This window comes from Actimicrobium sp. CCC2.4 (assembly GCF_034347385.1).
Lineage (GTDB): Bacteria > Pseudomonadota > Gammaproteobacteria > Burkholderiales > Burkholderiaceae_D > Actimicrobium.
The window spans coordinates 4,052,589-4,075,396 of sequence record NZ_CP133777.1 but is presented as its reverse complement, the minus strand read 5'-3'; the positions used below and the strand labels follow the sequence as shown (position 1 = coordinate 4,075,396).

The following is a 22,808-nucleotide window of genomic DNA, read 5'->3' as shown; positions in this document are numbered from 1 at the left end:
GAACCCTCTCATGAATCAATGGAAAGTCATTTGCCGGGTCGACGATATTCCGGTCCTCGGTTCGCGCATCGTGCAGCGCGGCGGCAAGGTGCCGGTCGCGATTTTTCGCAATACCGAAGACAAGATTTTTGCGCTGCTCGACAAGTGTCCGCACAAGGGCGGGCCGCTGTCACAAGGCATCGTGTTCGGCGAAAAGGTCGCTTGTCCGCTGCATAACTGGAACATCGAACTGGCTTCCGGCTGCGCGCTGGCGCCCGACGAAGGCTGCACGCAAACCTTCAGCGTGCGCATCGACAATGGCGACGTGGCGCTCGACTTGCAGGAGCTGGCTGCTGCATGAGTGAACCCCTCATCGCCGGCGAGCGCCGCGAGATCAAGTCAACCTGCTGCTATTGCGGCGTCGGTTGCGGCGTCCTGATCGAGACCACCGGCACGCAAATTACCGGCGTGCGCGGCGACCCCGATCACCCGGCCAACTTCGGCCGCTTGTGCACCAAGGGCAGCACGCTAGCGCTCAGTGCGCAACCGCTGCTGCAGCAACAGGCGCGCGCGCTGGTGCCCGAAATGCGCAGCGACCGCAGCCTGCCGCGCACCGCTGCCAGCTGGGATGCGACGCTCGATGCGATGGCGCAAAAATTTGCTGACACGATCCGCACGCATGGTCCCGACAGCGTCGGTTTCTACATCTCCGGCCAGTTGCTGACCGAGGATTACTACGTCTTCAACAAGCTCGCCAAGGGCCTGATCGGCACCAACAACGTCGACACCAATTCACGGCTGTGCATGTCCAGCGCGGTGGCCGGCTACAAGCAAACGCTGGGTGCCGATGCGCCGCCGGCCTGCTACGAAGACATCGAGCAGGCCGAACTGGTCTTCATCGTCGGCTCGAACATGGCGTATGCCCATCCGATCCTGTATCGCCGGCTTGAAGAAGCGCGCAAGAACAATCCGCAGATGAAGGTCATCGTCGCCGACCCGCGTCGCACCGACACCGCGCGCGATGCCGACCTGTTCCTGCAAATTTTGCCGGGTACCGATGTCGCGCTGTTCAACGGCATGCTGCATTTGTGCCTGTGGGAAGAGCTGACCGATACTGCCTTCATCGAGGCGCATACCGATGGCTTTGCCGAACTCAAGCGCACGGTGCGCGATTACACGCCGAAGTTCGTCGCCGACATCTGCGGCATCAGTGAAGCCGATCTGGTCACGGCGGCGCGCTGGTTCGGCGAATCGAAAGCGGCCTTGTCGCTGTATTGCCAGGGCCTCAATCAATCGGCATCGGGCACCGCAAAGAATGCCGCGCTGATCAACCTGCACCTGGCCACGCATCAGATCGGCAAGCCCGGTGCCGGACCGTTTTCACTGACCGGTCAGCCCAATGCAATGGGTGGCCGCGAAGTCGGCGGCATGGCTAATTTGCTGTCGGCGCATCGTGACCTGGGCAACCCTGTGCACCGTGCCGAAGTCGCGTCACTGTGGGGTGTCGACGACGTGCCCGCCACGCCCGGCAAGACCGCCATCGACCTGTTCGAGGCAGTGCGCACAGGCCAGATCAAGCTGTTGTGGATTGCCTGTACCAACCCGGCGCAGTCGATGCCGGACCAGAAGCTGGTGCGCGAAGCGCTGGTCAATGCCGAGCTAGTGATCCTGCAGGAAGCCTATGCGACGACTGCCACCGCACCCTATGCCGACGTGCTGTTGCCGGCGACTTCATGGGGAGAAAAAGAAGGTACGGTGACCAATTCCGAGCGCCGGATTTCGCGCCTTAATGCGGCCATCGCCGGTCCCGGTGAAGCCCGCCATGACTGGCAGATCGTCGTCGATTTTGCGCAGCGGCTGGAAAAATTACTGGGGCGCGAACGCTCGCTGTTTGCCTACGACAGCGCCGAATCGATCTGGAACGAACACCGCGAATCGACCCGCGGCCGCGACCTCGACATCACCGGTTTGTCGTACGCAATCCTGGCCGAACAGGGGCCGCAGCAGTGGCCCTATCCGACCGGTGCCACGACCGGCAAGCAGCGCCTGTACGAAGACGGGATTTTCCCGACCGCGACCGGCCGCGCGCATTTTGTCGACACGCCGTACAAGCCGGTGGCCGAGGCGATCGATGCGCGTTTTCCGTTCAGGCTCAATACCGGCCGCCTGCGCGACCAGTGGCACGGCATGAGCCGCACCGGCACCGTCGCGCAACTGTTCGCGCATGCGGCCGAACCGGCCATCGTGATGGCGCAGGCCGACATGGACAGGCGCATGATCGCCGGCGGCGACATGGTGCACGTAACCAGCCGGCGCGGTTCGCAAATTTTTCCGGTGCACGCCGGCGATGACATGCGTGCCGGCCAGGCTTTCATCGGCATGCACTGGGGCGAAGAATATGTCTCCGGTCGTGGCCATGCCGGCGACGGCTCGCACGGCGTCAATGCACTGACCTCGCCGGCACTGGACCCGAGCTCGAAACAGCCTGAACTCAAGCATGCGGCAATCAAGATTTTGAAGGCTGAACTGCCGTGGCGCTTCGTTGTCTTCGGCTGGATCGCGCCGCAGCAGGTGCTGCGCTTGCAGTCGGCGCTAAAACCTTACTTGCGCCAGTTTGCGTATGCGTCCTGCACGCTGTTTGGCCGTGAGCGCACGGGGGTATTTTTCCGTGCCGCCGACGACTATCCGGCCACGCCCGAACTGATCGCCGAAATCGAAGCGCTGTTCGGCATCACCGGACCGATGGTCTTGCGCTACGACGACAAGCGGCGCGGCAATGCGCGTCACATCGTCGTTAGCGACGGCACTTTGCAGGCCCTGTCGCTGGCCGGTGATGTCGCGGCCGAACGCTGGTTGCGCGAGTATCTCGAAACCGAACAGCCGGTCGCCGCACTCGGGCGCTTGCTGCTGCAACCGTCGGCGGTGGCACCGCAGGGATTCAAGTCGCGTGGTCGCATCGTTTGCAATTGCTTCAATGTCGCCGAGACTGAAATCAACGAGCTGCTGGGCGAGCTCGACGGCCCGCCCGATGCCCGGTTGGCGGCTTTGCAGGGGCGCCTGAAGTGCGGCACCAATTGCGGTTCCTGTCTGCCGGAACTGAAAAAAATCATCGCCATCCTGCCGGTCGGGGCCATCGCTTCGGTGTAATCTTCGGCGATGGAAAACAGTCAATCGCAGAGTCAACCACCGGAGCCGCTGGCCGCGGCCAAATTCATCAAGGTCATCGGCCGCGGCAAGGACGGCGCACGCAGCATGAATCGCGAGGATGCCTGCCTGCTGTATGGCGCGATGCTCGACGGGCGGGTGTCGGATCTGGAGCTGGGCGCGATCCTGTTGTCGATGCGGATCAAAGGCGAATCGATCGCCGAAATCGCCGGCTTTCTCGATGCCTCCGAAGCATCGTTCGCGCCCTTGTCGGTACCTGCCGATGCGCACTACGCACCTATCGTCATCCCCAGCTACAACGGCGCGCGCCACATGGCCAACCTGACGCCGCTGCTGGCGATCCTGCTGGCGCGGGCCGGTGCACCGGTGCTGATGCATGGCGTACTGACCGATCCGGGACGCGTCACCAGTGCCGAGATTTTTGTGGCCCTCGGCATGCCACTGGCGAGCTCGGTCGCACAGGCCGAAGCCCAATTCGCGCGGCAGGAACCGGTCTTCATGGCCATCGACGTGCTGGCTCCAAAAATGGCGCGCTTGCTGGCGATGCGACGCATCCTTGGTGTACGCAACTCGACCCACACGCTGGTCAAGATCATGCAACCGTTTCTCCAGCCGGCACTACGAATGTCGTCATACACCCACCCCGAATACCTGGAAATGCTCAGCACCTACTTCACGACCGCCGCGCCGGTCGAACGCGGCGACATCTTCCTGATGCGCGGCACCGAAGGCGAAACCGTCGCCAACGCCCGCCGTCCGCAGCAGATCGACTGGTTGCATCAAGGCCGGCGCAGCACGCTAGTCGAAAAACAGCTCGCCGCAGACGTCACACCGGAGCTACCGGCCGAGCGTGATGCCGATACAACCGCCCACTGGATCAAGCGCGTACTGGCCGGTGAAGTGGCCGTGCCGGAACCGATTGCGGAGCAACTTGCCCATTGCCTGCAGGTAGCCCGGGCAGTCCGGCAGCGCCCAACTTGACTGCCCACAGCGAAAAAATAATTAGGGTCAGAGTCAATTAAAAATTCAAATAATCAGGGTCAGAGTCAATTAAATTAATTGACTCTGACCCTGATTTTTTAATTGACTCTGACCCTGATTTTGTATTTTTGCCACGTTAGGGAGCTTGGGGGCTTGGGTTACTGTCGCTTCCGGAACTTTTGCTGTCCGCTACGGATCAAAGCGGGCGCTTGCCAAAACGCTTGCGAGGCTGGAGTATGCTCTTCGACATTACCGGAATTCCACTCCGGTTCTCCCGACCAACACCCGATATTTTTCTCTCCAGGAGCATCCATGCTGTCATGGTCTCTCCCTTCTTTTTCGTTGTCGCAGCCGCTGCAATGGAATGCGCTGCTGCTGTTCGGCACGCTGCTGCTGTTTGGCTTGATCGCCGGCCATGTCGTCCAGAAAAGCAAGTGGATTCCCCGCCTGACCGGATACCTGCTGGTCGGGTTTGCGCTCGGTGGCGGTGGGCTGAACTGGCTGTCGGGCGATGTGCTGCAGGTGGCGAGCATCTTTGCCGACATGGCCATGGCGCTCGTGGTCTATCAGCTGGGCCGGTATGTTGACGTGCGCTGGCTGATGCGCGAAAAATGGTTGCTGGCCACCGTGCTCGCGTGTGCGGCACTGTGCTTTGGATTCGTGTCGCTGGCCTTGCTGTGGTACGGCACGTCGACCACGCTGGCCTTGCTGGGAGGCGTGCTGGCGATTGCGACCGGCCCGGCCGTGGTGCTCGTCGTGCTGCGCGACCTGAAGGCCGAGGGCCAGATCACGCGGCGATTGGCCGCGATGACGGCGCTCAACAATATTGTCGCCTTGCTGGTGGCGTATGCGCTGCTGCCGGTGGTGGCTGCCGAGAGTGGCACGCCGTTGACGATGCTGGTGACGCATACGCTGTATTCGCTATTCGGCTCGGTCTTGCTGGCCACGTTGACGTACTGGCTGATGATGCCGCTGGCGCGCTGGCTGGGACGTCGCCGCAGCAGCCAGTTCGTGCTGGTGATCGCGGTGATCACGCTGACCATCGGTGCGGCCCATGCGTTGCAGTTGCCGGTCTTGCTGACGATGCTGATTTTTGCCGTGCTGTCGAAAAACCTCGACCGCCAATACGATTTGATGGAGCTTGAATTCGGCATCGCCAACGAGCTGTTCATTGTGATGCTGTTCATCAGTATTGGTGCCGGCATGCGCCTGTCGAGTCTGGCCACGATAGGCGGTGTCGTGACGGTGCTGATCGTCGCGCGCTTTATCGCCAACGCGTGCGGGATTTTCCTGTTCTCAAAACCGGCCAGGCTGAGCCTGCGACATTCGGCCTTGCTGACACTGGCGACTCTGCCGATGGCCGAAGCCGGCTTGGGGCTGGCGCAAATCAGCTACCTGTATCCGCACACCGCCGCCGAAATTGCCCCCTTGCTGGCTGGTTGCCTGATCGCGCTGGAATTTGTCGGGCCTGTGGCGACACAGCTGGCCCTGAAATTGTCCGGCGAGAGCGGCCGCACCTGATGGAGAACCCGATGAACGCACCCGACCCGCACTTGCCCGCCGCCATCCTGCCTTTCACGCCATCGGCCCCGTTCACGATGGGCATCGAGCTTGAGCTGCAATTGGTGAACCGGCGCAATTACAACCTGGCCACCGATGCCGTCGATCTGTGGGGCCTGATCGAGCCACGGCGCTTGCAGGACCAGATCAAGCTCGAAATCACGCAGGGCATGATCGAGCTCAATTCGAAAGTCCACACCCGCGTCGACGAGCTCGACGAGGAGCTCAAGCAGTTACGTCAGGCACTGGTCGACGGCGCGCAGCGGCTCAATATCGACGTCGCCGGTGGCGGCGCACATCCGTTCCAGCGCTGGAACGAGCAGCGCATCTCGCCGGACGAGCGCTTTCATTATCTGCACAAGAAATACGGCTACCTGGCGAAGAGCTTCACCGTCTTCGGACAGCACATCCATGTCGGCGTGCCCAACGGCGATGACGCGATGTACCTCACGCATGGCTTTGCGCGCTTCGTGCCGCACTTCATTGCGCTGTCGGCCGCGTCGCCGTTTTATCAGGGCGTCGATACCGAATTCGATTCGTCACGCAGCACCGTGGTGCGGGCCTTTCCGATGTCCGGCACGATGCCGGTGATGGCGACCTGGGCCGAGTTCGAGCGCTATTACGACAATCTGCGCGCGATCGGGGTGGTCAACAGCATCAAGGATTTTTACTGGGACATCCGGCCCAAGCCCGAATTCGGCACCGTCGAAATCCGTGTCTGCGATACGCCGCTGACCACCGGTCATGCCGCTTTGCTCGGCTGTTACGCGCAACTACTGGCACGCTGGTTACTGACCGAGCGGCCGCTGGTGATCAATGAGGATTTTTATCTGCTGTACCAATACAACCGCTTCGAAGCCAGTCGCTACGGGCTCGAGGGTTGTATGGCCGTGCTCGATGAAAACGGCCGCCCGATGGCCAAGACCGCCATCGCGACGGATTTGCTGGACCGCCTGCAAGACCTGGCGCGTTTCACGCAAAATGACGCCGAAGTCGATGCCTTGCGCCGCTTGCGCAAGCTGGCCTATGAAAGAGTCAACGATGCCGGCTGGTTGCGCAGCACCTTCCGTCAGCGCGGATCGCATAGCGACCTGATGCGCTTGTCATCGCAGTTGTGGATGACCGACGTGATGCCGGTGGTCTAGCGCGTAGCTGGCTTACAATCACGGTTTTTCCGGATCTGGGCAAGTTGATGGCAGAGCATGTTGACGTGGCAGTAATTGGCGCAGGCGCGGCCGGCATGATGACCGCAGCCGTGGCTGGCCAGCGCGGACGCAAGGTCGTGCTGATCGATCACGCCGAAAAGCTGGCCGAAAAAATCCGTATCTCCGGCGGTGGTCGCTGCAACTTCACCAACCTGCAAGCCAGCCCTGCCAATTTCCTGTCGCAGAACCCGCATTTTTGCAAAAGCGCGCTGTCGCGCTATACGCCGCAGGATTTTCTGAACCTGATCAAGCGCTACCGGATCGGTTATCACGAAAAGCACAAGGGCCAGCTGTTCTGCGATAACTCGGCCGAAGACATCATTGCGATGCTCAAGGCCGAATGTGAGGTCGGCCACGTCAGTTGGCGCATGCCGTGCAAGGTCCATGGCATCAGCAAGGGCGAGGGCGGTTTTGTCATCGATACCGGTGCCGGCACGATAGCGGCTGCCAGCGTCGTGATCGCTACCGGCGGGCTGTCGATTCCCAAGATAGGCGCGACCGATTTTGCGTATCGCATCGCCACGCAGTTCGGGCTCAAGATGGTTCCGACACGTCCGGCGCTGGTGCCGCTGACCTTCGATCCGCAATCCTGGCTGCCCTTTGTCGAGCTCGCCGGGATTGCGCTGGAAGTCGATGTCAGCACCGGCGCCAAAAAAACCCGCGCGGCGTTTCTCGAAGACCTGCTGTTCACGCATCGCGGCTTGTCCGGTCCGGCGGTGCTGCAGATTTCCAGTTTCTGGCAGCCGGGCACGCCGCTGATGCTCAATTTCCTGCCGCAAACCGATCTCGGCACCGAGCTGATCAACAGCAAGAGCAGCGTCAAAAAAAATCTGGGCAACGTACTCGCACAACTGCTGCCCGCACGCTTGTCGGCCGGCTGGCTGACCGCCAACGGCTTCGATCCGGAAGCCAAGCTGGCCGACATGCAAGACAAGCAATTGCGCCGGCTCGGCGATTCGCTCAATGCCTGGAGCGTGACGCCGAGCGGCTCGGAAGGCTACCGCAAGGCAGAAGTCACTGTCGGCGGTGTCGATACCCGCGAGCTGTCGCAGCAGAGCATGATGGTCACCAGCGTTCCCGGCTTGCACTTCGTGGGCGAAGCCGTTGACGTCACCGGCTGGCTGGGGGGCTACAACTTCCAGTGGGCCTGGGCGTCGGGTTTCGCGGCTGGCTCGGCGGCGTGAATAATTTCGGCTTGAATAGTTTAGATAATTCGGTTAACAGGGTTTCTTTCGGCGAAGGGATCTGATAGACTCGCCGTCTTCCCTTGAATCGTCGGCTTAAAACCCTAACACATGACAACTATTCGCCTAAAAGAAAACGAGCCTTTCGAAGTCGCCATGCGCCGCTTCAAACGCACCATTGAAAAAACCGGTCTGTTGACCGAACTGCGTGCGCGGGAGTTCTACGAAAAGCCGACTGCAGAGCGCAAGCGCAAGCTCGCCGCCGCGGTCAAGCGCCATTACAAGCGCATTCGCAGCCAGCAATTGCCTAAAAAACTGTTCTGATTCATTTGGTCGCAAGTACGGAAGTCCAGTACTGCGACTAATACGCAAGCCCGCTCCGGTGCAAGTCCGCAGCGGGTTTTCGCTTTTTCACTGACCGGAGCCAGCATGAGCCTGAAAGCACAGATCACCGATGACATGAAGGCAGCCATGCGCGCCAAGGAAGCCGTCAAGCTTGGCACCATTCGCCTGATTACCGCGGCAATGAAGCAGAAGGAAGTCGACGAGCGGGTTGAGCTGAACGACACCATGATCCTCGCCATCATTGAAAAAATGATCAAGCAGCGCAAGGATTCGATCGGTCAGTTTGAAGCAGGCGCACGCCAGGACCTGGCTGATATCGAGAAGGCCGAACTGGCCATTCTCGTGGCTTACATGCCAGCCTCGTTGTCGGACGCCGAAGTGCAGGCCGAAGTCGCTGCCGCAGTCACCGAAAGCGGTGCTGCCGGACCGCAGGACATGGGCAAGGTCATGGCCATCCTGAAGCCGAAACTGGCCGGTCGCGCCGACATGACGGCCGTCTCGGGACTGGTGAAAGCCGCGCTGACCAAGGCGTAATCACTCACCTTGATCCCGCAATCGTTCATCCAGGATTTGCTCAACCGCGTCGATATCGTCGACGTGGTGGGTCGCTACGTGCCCCTGAAAAAAGGTGGCGCGAATTTCATGGGCCTGTGCCCGTTTCACAATGAAAAGTCGCCCAGCTTTACGGTCAGCCCGACCAAGCAGTTTTATCACTGCTTCGGTTGCGGCGCGCACGGGACCGCGATCGGTTTCCTGATCGAGTACTCGGGCATGGGCTTTGTCGACGCGGTCAAGGATCTGGCGCAAAACGTCGGCATGGTGGTGCCCGAGAGCGACGACAAGATGCCGCCGGCCCAACGCGCCGAATACCAGGCCAAGAGCCTGGCGCTGTCGGAGGCGATGACGCAGGCCTGTGATCACTACCGGTTGCAGTTGCGTACTGCCGAGCGCGCCAAGAGCTATCTGATCGGGCGCGGGCTGACAGGCGAAATTGCTGCCCGCTTCGGTATCGGGTATGCGCCGGAAGGCTGGGACAGCTTGCGGTCGGTGTTTCCGGACTACGAATTGACGGCGTTGGTCGAAGCAGGGCTGGTGATCGACCGGACCGATGAAGAAGGTGGCAACCGGAAGCGCTATGACCGGTTTCGTGACCGGATAATGTTCCCGATACGCAATACCAAGGGGCAGGTAATTGGTTTCGGTGGCCGTATTCTGGATAGTGGTGAACCGAAATACTTGAATTCTCCGGAGACGCCCTTATTTCAAAAGGGTAGTGAATTGTACGGCCTGTTCGAAGCGCGCCAGGCGATTCGCGATGCGGGATATGTGCTGGTGACCGAAGGCTACATGGATGTGGTGGCGCTGGCCCAGCTGGGATTTCCGCAAGTGGTGGCAACCTTGGGTACGGCCTGTACAGCGGTTCACGTGCAAAAGCTGTCGCGCCAGACTGATCATGTGATCTTCAGTTTCGATGGCGACGGTGCCGGCCGGCGTGCGGCGCGGCGTGCGCTGGAAGCAAGCCTGCCGTATGCAGCCGATAACAAGACGATCAAGTTTTTGTTCCTGCCGTCGGAACACGATCCCGACAGTTACGTGCGCGAGCACGGCACGGCGGGTTTCGAGCAGCAGGTGCGGGATGCGATGCCGCTGTCGCAATTCCTGCTGAAAGTAGTCACCGATGACAACGACCTGACGACATCGGAAGGGCGGGCCAAGGTGCAGTTCGATGCCAAGCCGCTGTTGCAGGCGATGCCGGCATCGTCGTTGCGATTGCAAATCGTACGTGAGTTGGCGCAACTGACCCGGACCACGCCGACCGAGATCGAAACGCTGTTTGAACTGGCCAGTCCGGCCGCACGTGTTCGCGCCGCACCACCGCGCGGAAAACGCACTGCACCGGTCGGGCTGGAATTGCAGGTGATGCGCCTGCTGGTTGCGCATCCGGTGCTGGCCTCCGAGCTGGATCAGGACGCGCTCGATGCGATGCTGCATTTTGTGCCCGACAGCGCCGTGATGTTGATGCAGTTGGTGGTTGCCGGACAGGAGATGGGCGCGCAAGCCAGTTTCGCGATGTTGTCCGAAAACCTGCGGGCCGGTGGTCCGGAATTCGACGGCATGATCGCCGAGGTCGCCGCTGAGCCGGAATCGGATCGGGATGCTGCCCGTCTGGAACTGGCTGGTGCGGTCAGGCAGACAAAAATGAAGGTGCTCAAGGCCGAGCTTGATCAGCTGGCCGCGGGTGGAATGGGACATGATGAAGCACGCACACGTTACCGTGAGCTGACCCTGAAACAAGAGCAATTACGACGCGATGCCGAGGCAGAAATCAGCCGGCGATAAGCAAAAGCGCCCGTCCGTCGAACGCGGCAAGGTGTAGTGGCGAGGTGTTTTCCATGGTGCGAATTGGTCACTTTGGGCAGAAAAAACACTGTCATATGGTATTCTGTCGGGCTTTTGATTCAAGGCCACAGAGCAGCTGTCCGGCGTCGCGGCATTCGCAGCGCAGGGCGAAAAACAAGAACAGTGCGTAGTTGCGATTCCGGTGATGATGTGCGTGAAGCCACGTACGACCCGACCCTGTATCCAGAACCTTTTGGTAGTTGACCCATGGCAAACGCAATGAAGAAAACCTCGAAAACTGCGACGCTCCCTGTCGATGACGCCAATCCGGCCAAGCCGGTCAAGCCGGTCAAGCCCGCTAAGGCGACCCCCGTTGCAGCAGGAAAAACACCGTCCGGCAGGTCAGCGACACCACCGACTAACGCAGCCCCGAAGGCCGGCTCCAAAGCAACGACCAACGCTGCAACCGTATTGGCTGCAAGCCCGGTATCAGCGCAATTGAAAGCTCCTGTGACAACCAAGAAATCCGAAACCAAAACCGCCGCCAAGCCATCCGCCAAGGCAGCCACTGCCAGGACTGACCCCAAAGCGGAAGTCAAGGTCGAGAACAAGCCCGGTGTGAACGTGATGATCACGGCCACGGTGAGCCAGACGACTGATGCCGCCACGCTGGCCGCGATCGATACCTCCGGCTACATCCTGCCATCGATCAAGGTGCCGGGCCGTCGCGGTCGCAAGCCAAAAGAATTCCAGCCGGAAAACGACGAAGTCGCCGCACTCAATGCGGTCGAACGGGCCGAACTGAAGGCGGTCGACAAGGCCAAGGCCAAGGACCGCAAAGCCAAGGAAAAGGCGCTGCTCAAGGATGCCTTTTCGTCCGACACCGAAGCCACCGAAGAAGAACTCGAACGTCGTCGCCAGAAGCTCAAGACCCTCATCAAGCTCGGTAAAGACCGCGGCTTCCTGACCTACGCCGAAATCAACGATCACCTGCCCGAAAACATTGTCGATCCCGAAGCCATCGAAGGCATCATCGGGACCTTCAACGACATGGGTATCGCCGTCTACGAGCACGCGCCGGATGCCGAGAGCATGCTGCTCACTGACAACGTTGCTACGGTTGCCAGCGACGATGAAGCCGAAGCGGCTGCCGAAGCAGCGCTGTCGACGGTCGATTCCGATTTTGGTCGCACCACCGATCCTGTGCGCATGTACATGCGCGAAATGGGTTCGGTCGAGCTGCTGACCCGCGAAGGCGAAATCGAAATCGCCAAGCGTATCGAAGACGGCCTCAAAGACATGATCCAGGCCATCTCGGCCTGCCCGACCACGATCTCCGAAATCCTCGCGGCGGCCGAGCGCATCACCAACGGCGAAACCAAGATCGATGAAATCGTCGATGGTCTGGTGGACATGCTGGTGATTGAAGTTGTCGTGCCGCCACCGCCAAAAGTGGTCAGCGAAGACGATGACGAGGAAGAGGAAGAAGAAGCCGAAGAAGAAGAATCCGGCGGAGAAGAAGAAACCAACGCCTCCGGTGCAGCCGGCTTCACAGCCGAGCAGATCGAACAGCTCAAGCGCGAATCGCTGGTGAAGTTCCAGGCGATTTCGACTCAGTTCGACAAGATGCGCAAGGCCTACGAAAAAGAAGGCTATAACTCCAAGGCCTACGTCAAGGCCCAGGAACTGATTTCCAGTGAATTACTGGCAATCCGCTTTACGGCCAAGGTGGTCGAAAAGCTCTGCGATACCTTGCGCGGCCAGGTCGAAGAAGTACGTCATATCGAACGGCAGATCCTCGATGTCGCGGTCAACAAATGCCGCATGCCGCGCAGCCATTTCATCAAGGTTTTCCCGGGCAATGAAACTAATCTGGACTGGGTCGATGGCGAAGTCAGCGGCAATCATCCGTACAGCGTGATCCTCGGTCGCAACGTGCCGACGGTCAAGGAACTGCAACAGAAGCTGCTGGATTTGCAATCGCGCGTCGTGCTGCCATTGCCGGATTTGCGTGCCATCAACCGGCGCATGGCGGCCGGCGAAATGAAGGCCCGCAAGGCCAAGCGCGAAATGACCGAAGCCAACTTGCGGCTGGTGATTTCGATTGCAAAGAAGTACACCAACCGTGGCCTGCAATTCCTGGACTTGATCCAGGAAGGCAACATCGGTTTGATGAAGGCGGTTGACAAGTTTGAATACCGGCGCGGCTACAAGTTTTCGACGTATGCCACCTGGTGGATTCGCCAGGCGATCACGCGTTCGATTGCCGACCAGGCCCGCACGATCCGGATTCCGGTGCACATGATCGAAACGATCAACAAGATGAACCGCATCTCGCGGCAGATCTTGCAGGAAACCGGTGCCGAGCCGGATCCGGCCACGCTGGCGATCAAGATGGAAATGCCGGAAGAAAAAATCCGCAAGATCATGAAGATCGCCAAAGAACCGATCTCGATGGAAACGCCGATCGGTGATGACGACGATTCGCATCTGGGCGACTTCATCGAAGACAACAACACGCTGGCCCCGGCCGATGCGGCCTTGCATGCGTCGATGCGTGGCGTGGTCAAGGACGTGCTCGATTCACTGACGCCGCGCGAAGCCAAGGTGCTGCGGATGCGTTTCGGCATCGAGATGTCGACCGACCACACCCTCGAAGAAGTCGGCAAGCAATTCGACGTCACGCGCGAGCGGATCCGGCAGATCGAAGCGAAGGCGTTGCGCAAGCTGCGTCATCCATCGCGTTCCGATCGCCTGAAAAGCTTCCTCGAAGGAAATTAATGACGGCACTGCGGGACGGCCGGTTAAAATCACGGTACAGTTCGCCCCGCAGTAGCTGACCCGAACATTTGTCTGGTTCGCTGAGCCAGACGCAACCCGCGGATGCAAATCCGCACGAAAGAAAATGGGCCTCTAGCTCATGCTTGGTTAGAGCAGCGGACTCATAATCCGTTGGTGCCGTGTTCGACTCACGGGAGGCCCACCATATATCATGACTGACATCCAGACCGACGCTGTTCCTGACAGGGAACCCGCCCTCCGCTTTGAAGATTTCGGACTATCCGCTGAAATCCTGCGCGCCCTCGCTGATCAGGGCTACGAGCATCCCACCCCTATCCAGGCGGCGGCAATTCCCGTGGTCCTGCAAGGCCGCGACGTCATGGGTGCAGCGCAAACCGGAACCGGCAAGACTGCCGGTTTTTCATTGCCGATCATCCAGTTGTTGCTGGCCAATGCCAGTAACAGTGCCTCGCCGGCGCGCCATCCGGTGCGCGCCTTGATCCTGACTCCAACCCGCGAACTGGCCGACCAGGTCGCTGAAAACGTCAAGGCTTATTGCCGTCATACGCCATTGCGCTCGACCGTCGTTTTCGGTGGCATGGACATGGCACCACAGACCGCCGCCTTGCGCGCGGGTGTCGAGATCGTCATCGCCACGCCGGGTCGCTTGCTCGATCACGTCCAGCAAAAAACGCTGAACCTGTCGCAAACCCAGATCCTGGTCATGGACGAAGCCGACCGCATGCTTGACATGGGCTTCCTGCCGGACCTGCAACGCATCATCAACTTGCTGCCGAAGAAGCGCCAGAACCTGATGTTCTCGGCCACGTTCTCCGGCGAGATCAAAAAGCTCGCCAGCAGTTTTCTGGATAATCCCGTCACTATCGAAGTCGCCCGCAGCAACCAGACCGCCGACCGTGTCACGCAAGTGGTCTACAAGGTCGACAGCGACGATGCCAAGCGCGACATCGTCGCGCACCTGATCCGCGGTCGCCAGCTCAAGCAGGTGCTGGTGTTTTCGAACACCAAGATAGGCGCATCACGCCTCGCGCGCGAACTGGAAAAAGGCGGCGTCAAAGCGTCGGCAATTCATGGCGACAAGACCCAGTCCGAACGCATGGCCGCGCTCGAAGCGTTCAAGGGGGGCGAGATTGACGTGCTGGTGGCGACTGATGTGGCGGCGCGCGGCCTCGACATCTCTGACCTGCCGTGCGTGATCAATTACGACTTGCCGTACAACGCCGAAGACTACGTTCACCGCATCGGCCGCACTGGTCGTGCGGGTGCGTCGGGGGATGCGATTTCGCTGTTCACGACCAAGGATGAGCGGCTGCTGCTTGATATCGAAAAGTTGATCAACCACAAGTTCGTGCCGGCAGAGCTGGTCGGCTACACGCCGCCGGTGGAGCGCGCCGAGCGACGGCCGCGGCGTGATGCGGAAGCTGCCGCTGCGCCGCTCGCGGCAGGTGCTGTTTCAGCGCAGGCGCCGACGGAGCGTCCGGTGCGTCCGCCGCGTCCTTTCCGCGAAGATTCCAGTCATTCGGAGTCGTCCCGAACCGATACCTCCCGTCCGCCATTTCAGCGGCGCGAAAAAGTCGACCCATGGTTTTCCAAACCGTACGAGCCGAACGTTGCCGCACCGGTCGAACCGGTTAGTGCCACCGCAGCAGCAAACAAGAACAAGCCGCGCAGGGCGGTGTTGTTGGGTGGGGTGCCGAAGGGGTAAGACGTTTTGTAGGTCAAATTAACGGGAGCACAGGAATTTGCGCAGAATAAATGTGCGGATCTTTGTGCTCCCGTTGTTCGTAGTGCTCTGGTTGCGGGCACCGTATGCACCACCGCTCGTTCGTCCTGAGCTTGGCGAAGGCGCACAGTCCAGCGACAACACCTCCCGTTCGTCCTGAGCCTGTCGAAGGAAGCTTGTCGAAGGCGAACCGTCCGTAACGCCTTCGACAAGATCAGAACGAACGGTTTCCGAGTACAACGGTGCCGGCGAACAAGAACAAGTCACGTATGGCGGTGTTGTTGGGTGGGGGACCGAAGAGACAACGCAAATAAAAAATATCTGTAGAGCGCTTAAGGACGTCAGGCCAGCGTCGATAATGACAGCTTCCGTGTTGTGATCGCCACATCCGGCAGGTCTCGAATGTCACTCGCGGCATTGATCAAGGTCTTTTTTTCATCTCGTAAAGAACCAGCCCGAACGCTTGCGTCGGTTGCAATTGGCCCCACAATTGTCGTTGTGCTTCGGGAAGAATATCCATCCACGGTTTGAAGCAGCCCATTATTCAAGCCTCCGTTTCAGCATCGCCGGCATCACCTCAATCGCCGATGTCAGCCCAAGTCGATAATGCCAGTAAGCCCAGGATCGTTCGGAAAATTGACCAATCGCGACATGCTGCAGGACATAGCGCAAATACGTGTCGCCAATGCGGTTGGCAACGGTCTGCACATCACTGTAATCGCCAATATTCATCACTTGCGCGACCACGCGCTCGGGCAGGAGCATTGCCTCGTCTGGCGTCTTCCACCAGATATACTTGCTGGCATAGGGACGCAGTGCTATCAAGTCAGATTCGGTCGTGGAAAGTCGGAGGTCCAGGAAATTAAATTATCCATACGTTTAGAGCGGCATAGCTGCTCACGCTGTAGAAGATAACGCGCTGTTGATACACGCTTCGTCTAATGATGTTTCTGGCGCAAACAGCCACTCATTGAATCTGCAGGAAACAAGCTGCCCGGACAAGCCTATCACTCCAACAAGTTACTACATCCAAGCAGTTCGATACCCGATCCAAACCCACAACCACACCAGCAAACCTGTATTGCGATCGCTCGTGTTCGTGTCTGGCATGACGATAGGACCCGCAACCGACAGCTGCATCGATCAGGCCGGCGGTTGCACGCCAGATCCCGGAGCACGAATGTGCGCATGATGCGCGACACCTACTCACAAGCGCATAGCGCAGACAAGATGCTCCTCTTCACAGAAAAATACAAATATCCGACAAATTATTCAAATAAAATACACTATTCAGACATATCGCCTGCCCAACAAGCACCAATTCACAAAAATTCCGACAAACTCCTTGCGGCAGAACAGCACACTTTTCAGACGAAGCGACCCATAATTAAACACTTTTCAGACATGCGAAGAGGATTAGCGGTGACTATCAAACAGAAAACCGACATCTTGATGCCCGAGGTGCTCTTCACCGGAGGTGACGATGCAGCAGTAGATCGCCGCATCCTGCGTATGGCAGAGGAAGGGCAGCTGCGCAAGCTGTACCAGGGCGTCTACACGAGCAACCTTGCCAGTCCGCCAGAGGCGGTGGTCACGCGGAACTGGCTCAATATCGTCGGCCATTTACTCCCCGGCGGTGTAATCAGCTATCGGAGCGCCCACGACGCCAAGCCTTTCGCTGGTCGTCTGTACATGACCCGTGGACAGCGCCCGCGAACCATCGAGTTGCCCGGGCTGACCGTTCGAGTCCTTCCAGGTCCCGTCGCTGTCACTGGCGACGTGGTCTACAAGAAACTATTTCTGGCCAGTCAAGCCTGGTGGTTGCTGGAGAACATGGCTACCGGCCGTGGGGTCAGCGAGCGCGTGTTGAGTGCAGAGGACCTTGAGGCCCAACTGGACAAAATGCTGTTAATTCGCGGGGAGTATCGGTTCAATGAGCTCCGCGATAACTGCCGCGCACTGGCTGCTGTCCTTGGGCGAGACAAGGAATTCAAGCGGCTGGACGGCATCATGGGTGCGTTGCTGGGGACGCACGAGAGTAAAAAGCTCCGGAGCAAGCAAGCGCTCGCTCGGGCGGGTGGCTTACCCTACGACCCCGCTCGATTGGAATTGTTCGACACCCTGTTCGGCCGCTTGCGTGTGGAGGCCTTGCCTGAATTGCCCGCAGCAGCAGACTCCGGCAGCGCGCGAGAAACGTTCGCGTTCTTCGAGGCCTACTTCTCGAACACCATCGAAGGCACGACCTTCCTGGTGCGCGAAGCCGAAGAAATCGTTTTTGAGGGCAAACTTATCCCGAACAGAGCAGAAGACTCGCATGACGTGCTCGGCACATTCCAGGCGGCGATGCAGCCTCCTTGGCGAGACCAACCGCCAGGCACAGCCGACGAGTTCTTGCACTGGCTCAAGAGCGTCAACGCGCTGGTGATGCGCTCGCGCCTGGACAAGAACCCCGGCGAATGGAAAGACCAAAACAACCAGGCCGGTGCCACGGTGTTCGTCGACCCTACACTCGTCCAGGGCACGTTGCGCGAAGGCTTCGCACGGATTGTTGCACTAGAAGACCCGCTTGCCCGGGCGTTGATGACGATGTTCGTCATCTCGGAGGTGCACCCGTTCAAGGACGGCAATGGCCGAACCGCGCGCCTGGCCATGAACTGTGTACTCAGTGCCGCCGGCCGGTCGCGCATCATCGTGCCAACGGTCTACCGGGAAGATTACTTGTTGCCGTTGAAGGCAATGTCAAACAACAGCGATGCGACGCCGTACCTTCGTGCCATGACCCGTATTCAATCCTGGACTGTCGCGTTTGATTACAGTCTGACCCGAAACGATGTCTACGAGGCGCTCCTGCGATGCAATGCCTTCGAGGAAGACCTCAAGAATTACAAACTACTATTCCCCGATTCAAACCCATTACCGCACTAGCAAACCTCTATTGCGATCGCTAATGTCGATGATGCCAAGTCCGTCCAGAATTGACTCCCCAACCCATTCCCGCCCAGCGCCTATAGTGCAGGGACTAAATCATTCCACTAACGCCAATAAAAGGACCCCACCATGCTGCAAATTCGCAAAAGCAACGACCGCGGCCACGCCAACCATGGCTGGCTGGATTCCCACCACAGCTTCTCGTTCGGCAGTTATCACGACCCGGCCCACATGGGCTTCGGCCCGCTACGCGTCATCAACGAAGATCGCGTCGATGCCGCCGCCGGCTTCGGTACGCATGGCCATCGCGACATGGAAATCATCAGCTACGTGCTCGATGGCGAACTGGCGCACAAGGACAATATCGGCAACGGCAGCGTGATCCGTCCCGGCGACGTGCAAAGGATGAGTGCCGGCACCGGCGTAATGCATTCCGAATTCAACCACGCCAAGGATCGCCAGACCCATTTCCTGCAGATCTGGATCGAGCCTAACGTGCAAGGCATCCCGCCCGGCTACGAAGAAAAGCATTTTGACGATGCAGAAAAGCGCGGCCTTCTGCGCCTGATCGCCAGTCCGGATGGCCGCGATGGCTCGGTCGTCGTGCACCAAGACGCCCACGTGTATGCGGGCTTGTTCGATGGCACCGAAAGCGCCAGCCTGTCGCTCGATCCGGAACGCCTTGCCTATGTGCATGTAGCCACCGGTGCGGTTGTCGTCAACGGCGTGCAGCTCGAAGCGGGTGATGCTGTGCGTGTAACGGCAGAAACGCAGCTCAGCCTTGGTGATGCCAAACAGGCGCATGTGCTGGTGTTCGATTTGCCGACATCTTGATCTCGACTTGACGTCAGTGTGAGCCGGCAGGCCCGCTTATCTGGGCCGTCCGGCGTCAATCCATCGCTGCGTCATGCCTCGCGCAAGGTTGTACCGGGCACCATTGTATTGTTCAAGCTGGTCGAGTTCAGTATTGGCGATGGCGCGCAATGCCGCCAGGTCTGCAGTATCGACGGGTACCTCCGAGAGTGCGTCGTATAACGTTTTGCCGTAGAAGACGACAAACTGCATGAGCTCATTCAAGGTTTTCCGGTAGCGCGCTCGAAGCGGGTCAGGTACGGACAGCGAGGCGCGCAGTACGCTGTACTTTTGAATCGAGCGACGATAGATAAATTCAAACAGTTCTACTGCTGCAGAAACGTTGCGCTGTTCGTAGACACCCATCATCGCTGTTGCATAGTCTGTGCGCTCCACGTCCAGGAAGGACAACGGGGCGCAGTTGTACAGCAGGAGCGGCATGTTAGCGCTCAGGCGGCTTGTGCGCTTGTTGCCGTCAGCAAATGGCTGGAGATACGCCACGTTGACCCATAAAAAGAAGGCGGCCTCCACGGGGTTTCGAATTTGACGGGCCTTGTCGATGATGTCCTGCAGCGTATCTTCCAGGAGCGTCGGGATGTTGCTCGGAGAGTAGACAGATCCATCGATGTTCACAATACGCCGGCGGATGCTACCAATGTCCCGCGCGTCCTTCAAAAGGTCCCGCATCAGCTTGGCCTGCAGGTCAACGAGGACGGGCATGGTAATACCTTCTGTCGGGACGGCCTCGACCATGAATTCGATGGCGTTCTTGTGGTTGAGCAGCATCAAGGTGTCTTCGTCCATGGCATCGGTGCCTTCCCCCAGTTCAAACAACGCCTTGGTATCGAGCAAGCTCTTATTGTTGCCCTCCAGGCGCGACGACGACCAGGACAAATCGATGAGTAACTGCTCCAGAACCTCTCGTGCATAGGTCCCCGCAGGGTGCTGGTCCTGACTACGGCCGGCGCTGTACAGTTCTGTGGCCAGCTGCAAGGGAAGTAAGCTGGATTGGTTTGGGATGTAGTCGGAGACGAAGGCTCGGTCATAGCCTACTGGAGTGCGAGTTCCAAGCGGCGCACGAAGTGATTCAACCAACAGCAGGGCAGCCTGTGACCACCAGAGCAGATTTGAGCCTGTCGGAGTAGGTGGGTAAGGAGTAGAGGCTGCCAGCGCATCACGCGCTGCTTCGGAAGCCACGTAACGAGTCGACCGCCCATCTCCCTGTTTGTCCAAAAAGCCAGCGGCTACAAGGTCTCGCACTGTCCGATTGAGGGTGGGCCGGGAAACGTTGAGAACTTGTTCTAATGAACCAGGGCTTGTGGGTGCGCCGGCGGCAAGGACATAACGTAGCAGTGCTTCATCGCGAGCTGAAAAGGGAGAAATAGTCATCGAATAACAATCCTATCAATCACATCATTTGACGAGATTATAGAGCGAATCTCATCATCATGACGAGATTTCAGGCTAATCTCGTCATGATGAGCGAGTTCTTGACAAGATTTGTGAGGGGATTGCGCGACATCAAGTCTCGCGAAACATCACCCAAAAATCGCAATCTTGATTTGCTCGCAGTCCTTGCCCCAGCTATTTGTAATAATTAGTAGGCAAAACATCAGGGCTAGAGCGCTGCTAAGGTAAAATCACTCGGTTTTAGAGACACAAAACGCTGGCTGTCCACTCGCCGCCTGTCCCGAAAACGACAATCCAGTCCACCGGAAGAGGCGAAATACCGCAGCCCACGCTGCCATAACTGTCCCGGATAATCAGGATTTGAAAGGCAACAAATGATTTTAGTAACAGGTGGTGCCGGCTTCATCGGCGCGAATTTCGTCAATGACTGGCTGGCACAATCCGACGAGCCGGTCATCAACCTTGACCTGCTAACCTACGCCGGCAACCGCGAGAACCTCGCTGCCCTCGCCAACGACCCGCGCCACATCTTCATCCACGGCGACATCGGCAATAGCACGCTACTCACCCGCCTGCTAACCGAACATCAACCCCGCGCCATCCTCAACTTCGCCGCCGAAAGCCACGTCGACCGCTCGATCCATGCCCCGGAAGATTTTGTCCAGACCAACGTCGTCGGCACCTTCCGCCTGCTCGAAGCCGCCCGTAACTACTGGTCACTATTGCCTGCGGATAAGAAATCCACCTTCCGCTTCCTGCATGTCTCCACCGATGAAGTCTACGGTTCCCTGTCAAAGGACGAGCCGGCCTTCACCGAGACGCACCGCTACGAACCCAACAGCCCGTACTCCGCCAGCAAAGCCGCCAGCGATCACCTGGTGCGTGCCTACCATCACACCTACGGCATGCCGGTGCTGACCACTAATTGCTCGAACAACTACGGCCCGTTCCATTTCCCCGAAAAGCTGATCCCGCTGATGATCGTCAACGCGCTCGCTGGCAAAGCACTGCCGGTCTACGGCGACGGCCAGCAAATCCGTGACTGGCTCTACGTCAAGGACCATTGCAGCGCGATCCGCCGCGTGCTTGAAGCCGGCCAGGTCGGTGAGGTCTACAACGTCGGCGGCTGGAACGAAAAACCCAACCTCGACATCGTCCACACCGTCTGCGCCTTGCTCGACGAACTGCGCGGTCGTCCCGACGGCAAGCGCTACGCCGAACAAATCACCTACGTCACCGATCGCCCCGGCCACGACCGCCGCTACGCCATCGATGCCAGCAAGATCGAACGTGAACTCGGCTGGAAGCCCGCCGAGACCTTCGACACCGGCATCCGCAAGACCGTCGCCTGGTACCTCGACAACCAGGACTGGGTCGCCCACGTCCAGTCCGGCAGTTACCGCGAATGGGTAGAAAAGAATTACGCCGAGCGCGCCGCATGAAGATCCTGCTCCTCGGCAAAGGTGGGCAAGTCGGCTGGGAACTGCAGCGCAGCCTGGCACCATTGGGCGAGTTGGTCGCGGTAGATTTTGACAGCACCGATTACTGCGGCGACTTCACCAATCTCGCCGGCCTGGCCGACACCATCCGTGCGGTGGCTCCCGACATCATCGTCAATGCCGCCGCCCACACCGCGGTCGACAAGGCCGAAAGCGAACCTGAACTGGCACGCACCATCAATGCCTTAGCCCCGGCGGTACTCGCGCAGGAAGCGCAGCGACTCGGTGCCTGGCTCGTCCACTATTCGACCGACTACGTGTTCGACGGCAGTGGCACCGCACCATGGACAGAGACCAGCCCGACGGGACCGTTAAGCGTCTACGGCCAGACCAAGCTCGACGGCGAAGACGCTATCCGCGCCTCCGGCTGCAAGCATCTGATCTTCCGCACCAGCTGGGTGTATGCGGCGCGCGGCGGTAACTTCGCCAGGACCATGCTGCGCCTGGCCAAAGAGCGCGATCGCCTCACCGTCATCGATGACCAGATCGGCGCGCCGACCGGTGCCGACTTGCTCGCCGACGTCACCGCACATGCCATCCGCACTGCCTTGCAGCGCCCCGATGTCAGCGGCTTGTACCATCTGGTTGCCGGTGGTCAGACCAGCTGGCACGGGTACGCCAGTTTTGTCGTCGACTTCGCGCGGCAAGCGGGTGTCGATATCAAGGTGGCGCAGGAAGCGATCCTGCCCGTGGCAACTAGTGCGTTTCCAACGCCTGCCACGCGCCCCAATAACTCGCTCCTCAATACCGACAAACTGCAGCAGACCTTCAGCCTGACCTTGCCGCACTGGCAAATGGGTGTCGCCCGCCTGCTTACCGAAATCCTTTAGAAGCC

Annotated in this window: 17 protein-coding genes and 1 tRNA gene; 16 read left to right on the top strand and 2 right to left on the bottom strand. The window is 59.3% G+C overall.

Annotated elements, in window-relative coordinates; all coding sequences use genetic code 11:
• Positions 1 to 10: 10 nt before the first annotated feature.
• The 12 genes from nirD (at position 11) to RHM62_RS18640 (ending at position 15,266) form a co-directional block, all read left to right on the top strand.
• A complete protein-coding gene (nirD, locus tag RHM62_RS18695) occupies positions 11 to 340 on the top strand; it encodes a nitrite reductase small subunit NirD (RefSeq protein ID WP_322123524.1) in 330 nt (109 codons plus the stop codon).
• Entirely contained in the window at positions 337 to 3,126 is a 2,790-nt protein-coding gene (locus RHM62_RS18690; RefSeq protein ID WP_322123523.1) for a molybdopterin-dependent oxidoreductase, read from the top strand. Before nirD ends, RHM62_RS18690 begins: the two co-directional genes overlap by 4 nt.
• 9 nt (positions 3,127 to 3,135) lie before the next feature.
• Entirely contained in the window at positions 3,136 to 4,125 is a 990-nt protein-coding gene (gene ybiB, locus RHM62_RS18685) for a DNA-binding protein YbiB (RefSeq protein ID WP_322123522.1), read from the top strand.
• A gap of 315 nt (positions 4,126 to 4,440) precedes the next feature.
• Positions 4,441 to 5,646: a cation:proton antiporter gene (locus RHM62_RS18680; RefSeq protein WP_322125450.1), complete on the top strand. Its 1,206-nt coding sequence runs from the start codon at positions 4,441 to 4,443 to the stop codon at positions 5,644 to 5,646.
• An 11-nt stretch (positions 5,647 to 5,657) separates the two neighbouring features.
• Positions 5,658 to 6,830 carry a YbdK family carboxylate-amine ligase gene (locus tag RHM62_RS18675; RefSeq protein WP_322123521.1) on the top strand — a complete coding sequence of 391 codons (1,173 nt, stop codon included), beginning with the start codon at positions 5,658 to 5,660 and terminating at the stop codon, positions 6,828 to 6,830.
• A gap of 47 nt (positions 6,831 to 6,877) precedes the next feature.
• The gene (locus tag RHM62_RS18670) at positions 6,878 to 8,074 is read left to right on the top strand and encodes an NAD(P)/FAD-dependent oxidoreductase (RefSeq protein ID WP_322123520.1); all 1,197 of its coding nucleotides are present in this window, start codon (positions 6,878 to 6,880) and stop codon (positions 8,072 to 8,074) included.
• 111 nt (positions 8,075 to 8,185) lie between these two features.
• Positions 8,186 to 8,398, top strand: a complete 213-nt coding sequence (gene rpsU, locus RHM62_RS18665) for a 30S ribosomal protein S21 (RefSeq protein WP_008451879.1) — start codon at positions 8,186 to 8,188, stop codon at positions 8,396 to 8,398.
• A 105-nt stretch (positions 8,399 to 8,503) separates the two neighbouring features.
• Positions 8,504 to 8,953 carry a GatB/YqeY domain-containing protein gene (locus tag RHM62_RS18660; protein ID WP_322123519.1) on the top strand — a complete coding sequence of 150 codons (450 nt, stop codon included), beginning with the start codon at positions 8,504 to 8,506 and terminating at the stop codon, positions 8,951 to 8,953.
• Positions 8,954 to 8,962: 9 nt separating this feature from the next.
• Positions 8,963 to 10,759, top strand: coding sequence for a DNA primase (gene dnaG, locus RHM62_RS18655; RefSeq protein WP_322123518.1), 1,797 nt, complete (start codon positions 8,963 to 8,965; stop codon positions 10,757 to 10,759).
• Between the two features lie 267 nt (positions 10,760 to 11,026).
• A complete protein-coding gene (rpoD, locus tag RHM62_RS18650) occupies positions 11,027 to 13,540 on the top strand; it encodes an RNA polymerase sigma factor RpoD (protein WP_416172274.1) in 2,514 nt (837 codons plus the stop codon).
• A gap of 126 nt (positions 13,541 to 13,666) precedes the next feature.
• Positions 13,667 to 13,745, top strand: a tRNA-Ile gene (locus tag RHM62_RS18645).
• Between the two features lie 6 nt (positions 13,746 to 13,751).
• Positions 13,752 to 15,266 carry a DEAD/DEAH box helicase gene (locus RHM62_RS18640; protein ID WP_322123517.1) on the top strand — a complete coding sequence of 505 codons (1,515 nt, stop codon included), beginning with the start codon at positions 13,752 to 13,754 and terminating at the stop codon, positions 15,264 to 15,266.
• A gap of 558 nt (positions 15,267 to 15,824) precedes the next feature.
• On the opposite strand, the gene RHM62_RS18635 is transcribed toward RHM62_RS18640, so the two are convergent.
• Entirely contained in the window at positions 15,825 to 16,109 is a 285-nt protein-coding gene (locus RHM62_RS18635; protein ID WP_322123516.1) for a hypothetical protein, read from the bottom strand.
• A 363-nt stretch (positions 16,110 to 16,472) separates the two neighbouring features.
• Between RHM62_RS18635 and RHM62_RS18630 the strand changes: the two genes are divergently transcribed.
• Entirely contained in the window at positions 16,473 to 18,209 is a 1,737-nt protein-coding gene (locus tag RHM62_RS18630) for a Fic family protein (protein ID WP_322123515.1), read from the top strand.
• A gap of 132 nt (positions 18,210 to 18,341) precedes the next feature.
• Positions 18,342 to 19,046 (top strand): pirin family protein, encoded by a 705-nt coding sequence (locus RHM62_RS18625; RefSeq protein ID WP_322123514.1) that lies wholly within the window; start codon positions 18,342 to 18,344, stop codon positions 19,044 to 19,046.
• A 36-nt stretch (positions 19,047 to 19,082) separates the two neighbouring features.
• Here the strand turns inward: RHM62_RS18625 and RHM62_RS18620 are convergent, their stop codons facing one another.
• Positions 19,083 to 20,453, bottom strand: a complete 1,371-nt coding sequence (locus RHM62_RS18620) for a Fic family protein (protein WP_322123513.1) — start codon at positions 20,451 to 20,453, stop codon at positions 19,083 to 19,085.
• 395 nt (positions 20,454 to 20,848) lie between these two features.
• Between RHM62_RS18620 and rfbB the strand changes: the two genes are divergently transcribed.
• Complete coding sequence (gene rfbB, locus RHM62_RS18615; protein ID WP_322123512.1) at positions 20,849 to 21,916, top strand: dTDP-glucose 4,6-dehydratase; 1,068 nt, start codon at positions 20,849 to 20,851, stop codon at positions 21,914 to 21,916.
• Positions 21,913 to 22,803, top strand: coding sequence for a dTDP-4-dehydrorhamnose reductase (gene rfbD, locus RHM62_RS18610; protein ID WP_322123511.1), 891 nt, complete (start codon positions 21,913 to 21,915; stop codon positions 22,801 to 22,803). Before rfbB ends, rfbD begins: the two co-directional genes overlap by 4 nt.
• Positions 22,804 to 22,808 lie beyond the last annotated feature (5 nt).

What these genes read in the sequence shown, in the direction of transcription:
- nirD (WP_322123524.1), top strand. Translation starts at nt 11, where the DNA reads ATGAATCAATGGAAAGTCATTTGCCGGGTCGACGATATTCCGGTCCTC.
- RHM62_RS18690 (WP_322123523.1), top strand. Translation starts at nt 337, where the DNA reads ATGAGTGAACCCCTCATCGCCGGCGAGCGCCGCGAGATCAAGTCAACC.
- ybiB (WP_322123522.1), top strand. Translation starts at nt 3,136, where the DNA reads ATGGAAAACAGTCAATCGCAGAGTCAACCACCGGAGCCGCTGGCCGCG.
- RHM62_RS18675 (WP_322123521.1), top strand. Translation starts at nt 5,658, where the DNA reads ATGAACGCACCCGACCCGCACTTGCCCGCCGCCATCCTGCCTTTCACG.
- RHM62_RS18670 (WP_322123520.1), top strand. Translation starts at nt 6,878, where the DNA reads ATGGCAGAGCATGTTGACGTGGCAGTAATTGGCGCAGGCGCGGCCGGC.
- rpsU (WP_008451879.1), top strand. Translation starts at nt 8,186, where the DNA reads ATGACAACTATTCGCCTAAAAGAAAACGAGCCTTTCGAAGTCGCCATG.
- RHM62_RS18660 (WP_322123519.1), top strand. Translation starts at nt 8,504, where the DNA reads ATGAGCCTGAAAGCACAGATCACCGATGACATGAAGGCAGCCATGCGC.
- rpoD (WP_416172274.1), top strand. Translation starts at nt 11,027, where the DNA reads ATGGCAAACGCAATGAAGAAAACCTCGAAAACTGCGACGCTCCCTGTC.
- RHM62_RS18640 (WP_322123517.1), top strand. Translation starts at nt 13,752, where the DNA reads ATGACTGACATCCAGACCGACGCTGTTCCTGACAGGGAACCCGCCCTC.
- RHM62_RS18630 (WP_322123515.1), top strand. Translation starts at nt 16,473, where the DNA reads ATGATGCGCGACACCTACTCACAAGCGCATAGCGCAGACAAGATGCTC.
- RHM62_RS18625 (WP_322123514.1), top strand. Translation starts at nt 18,342, where the DNA reads ATGCTGCAAATTCGCAAAAGCAACGACCGCGGCCACGCCAACCATGGC.
- RHM62_RS18620 (WP_322123513.1), bottom strand. Translation starts at nt 20,453, where the DNA reads ATGACTATTTCTCCCTTTTCAGCTCGCGATGAAGCACTGCTACGTTAT.
- rfbB (WP_322123512.1), top strand. Translation starts at nt 20,849, where the DNA reads ATGATTTTAGTAACAGGTGGTGCCGGCTTCATCGGCGCGAATTTCGTC.
- rfbD (WP_322123511.1), top strand. Translation starts at nt 21,913, where the DNA reads ATGAAGATCCTGCTCCTCGGCAAAGGTGGGCAAGTCGGCTGGGAACTG.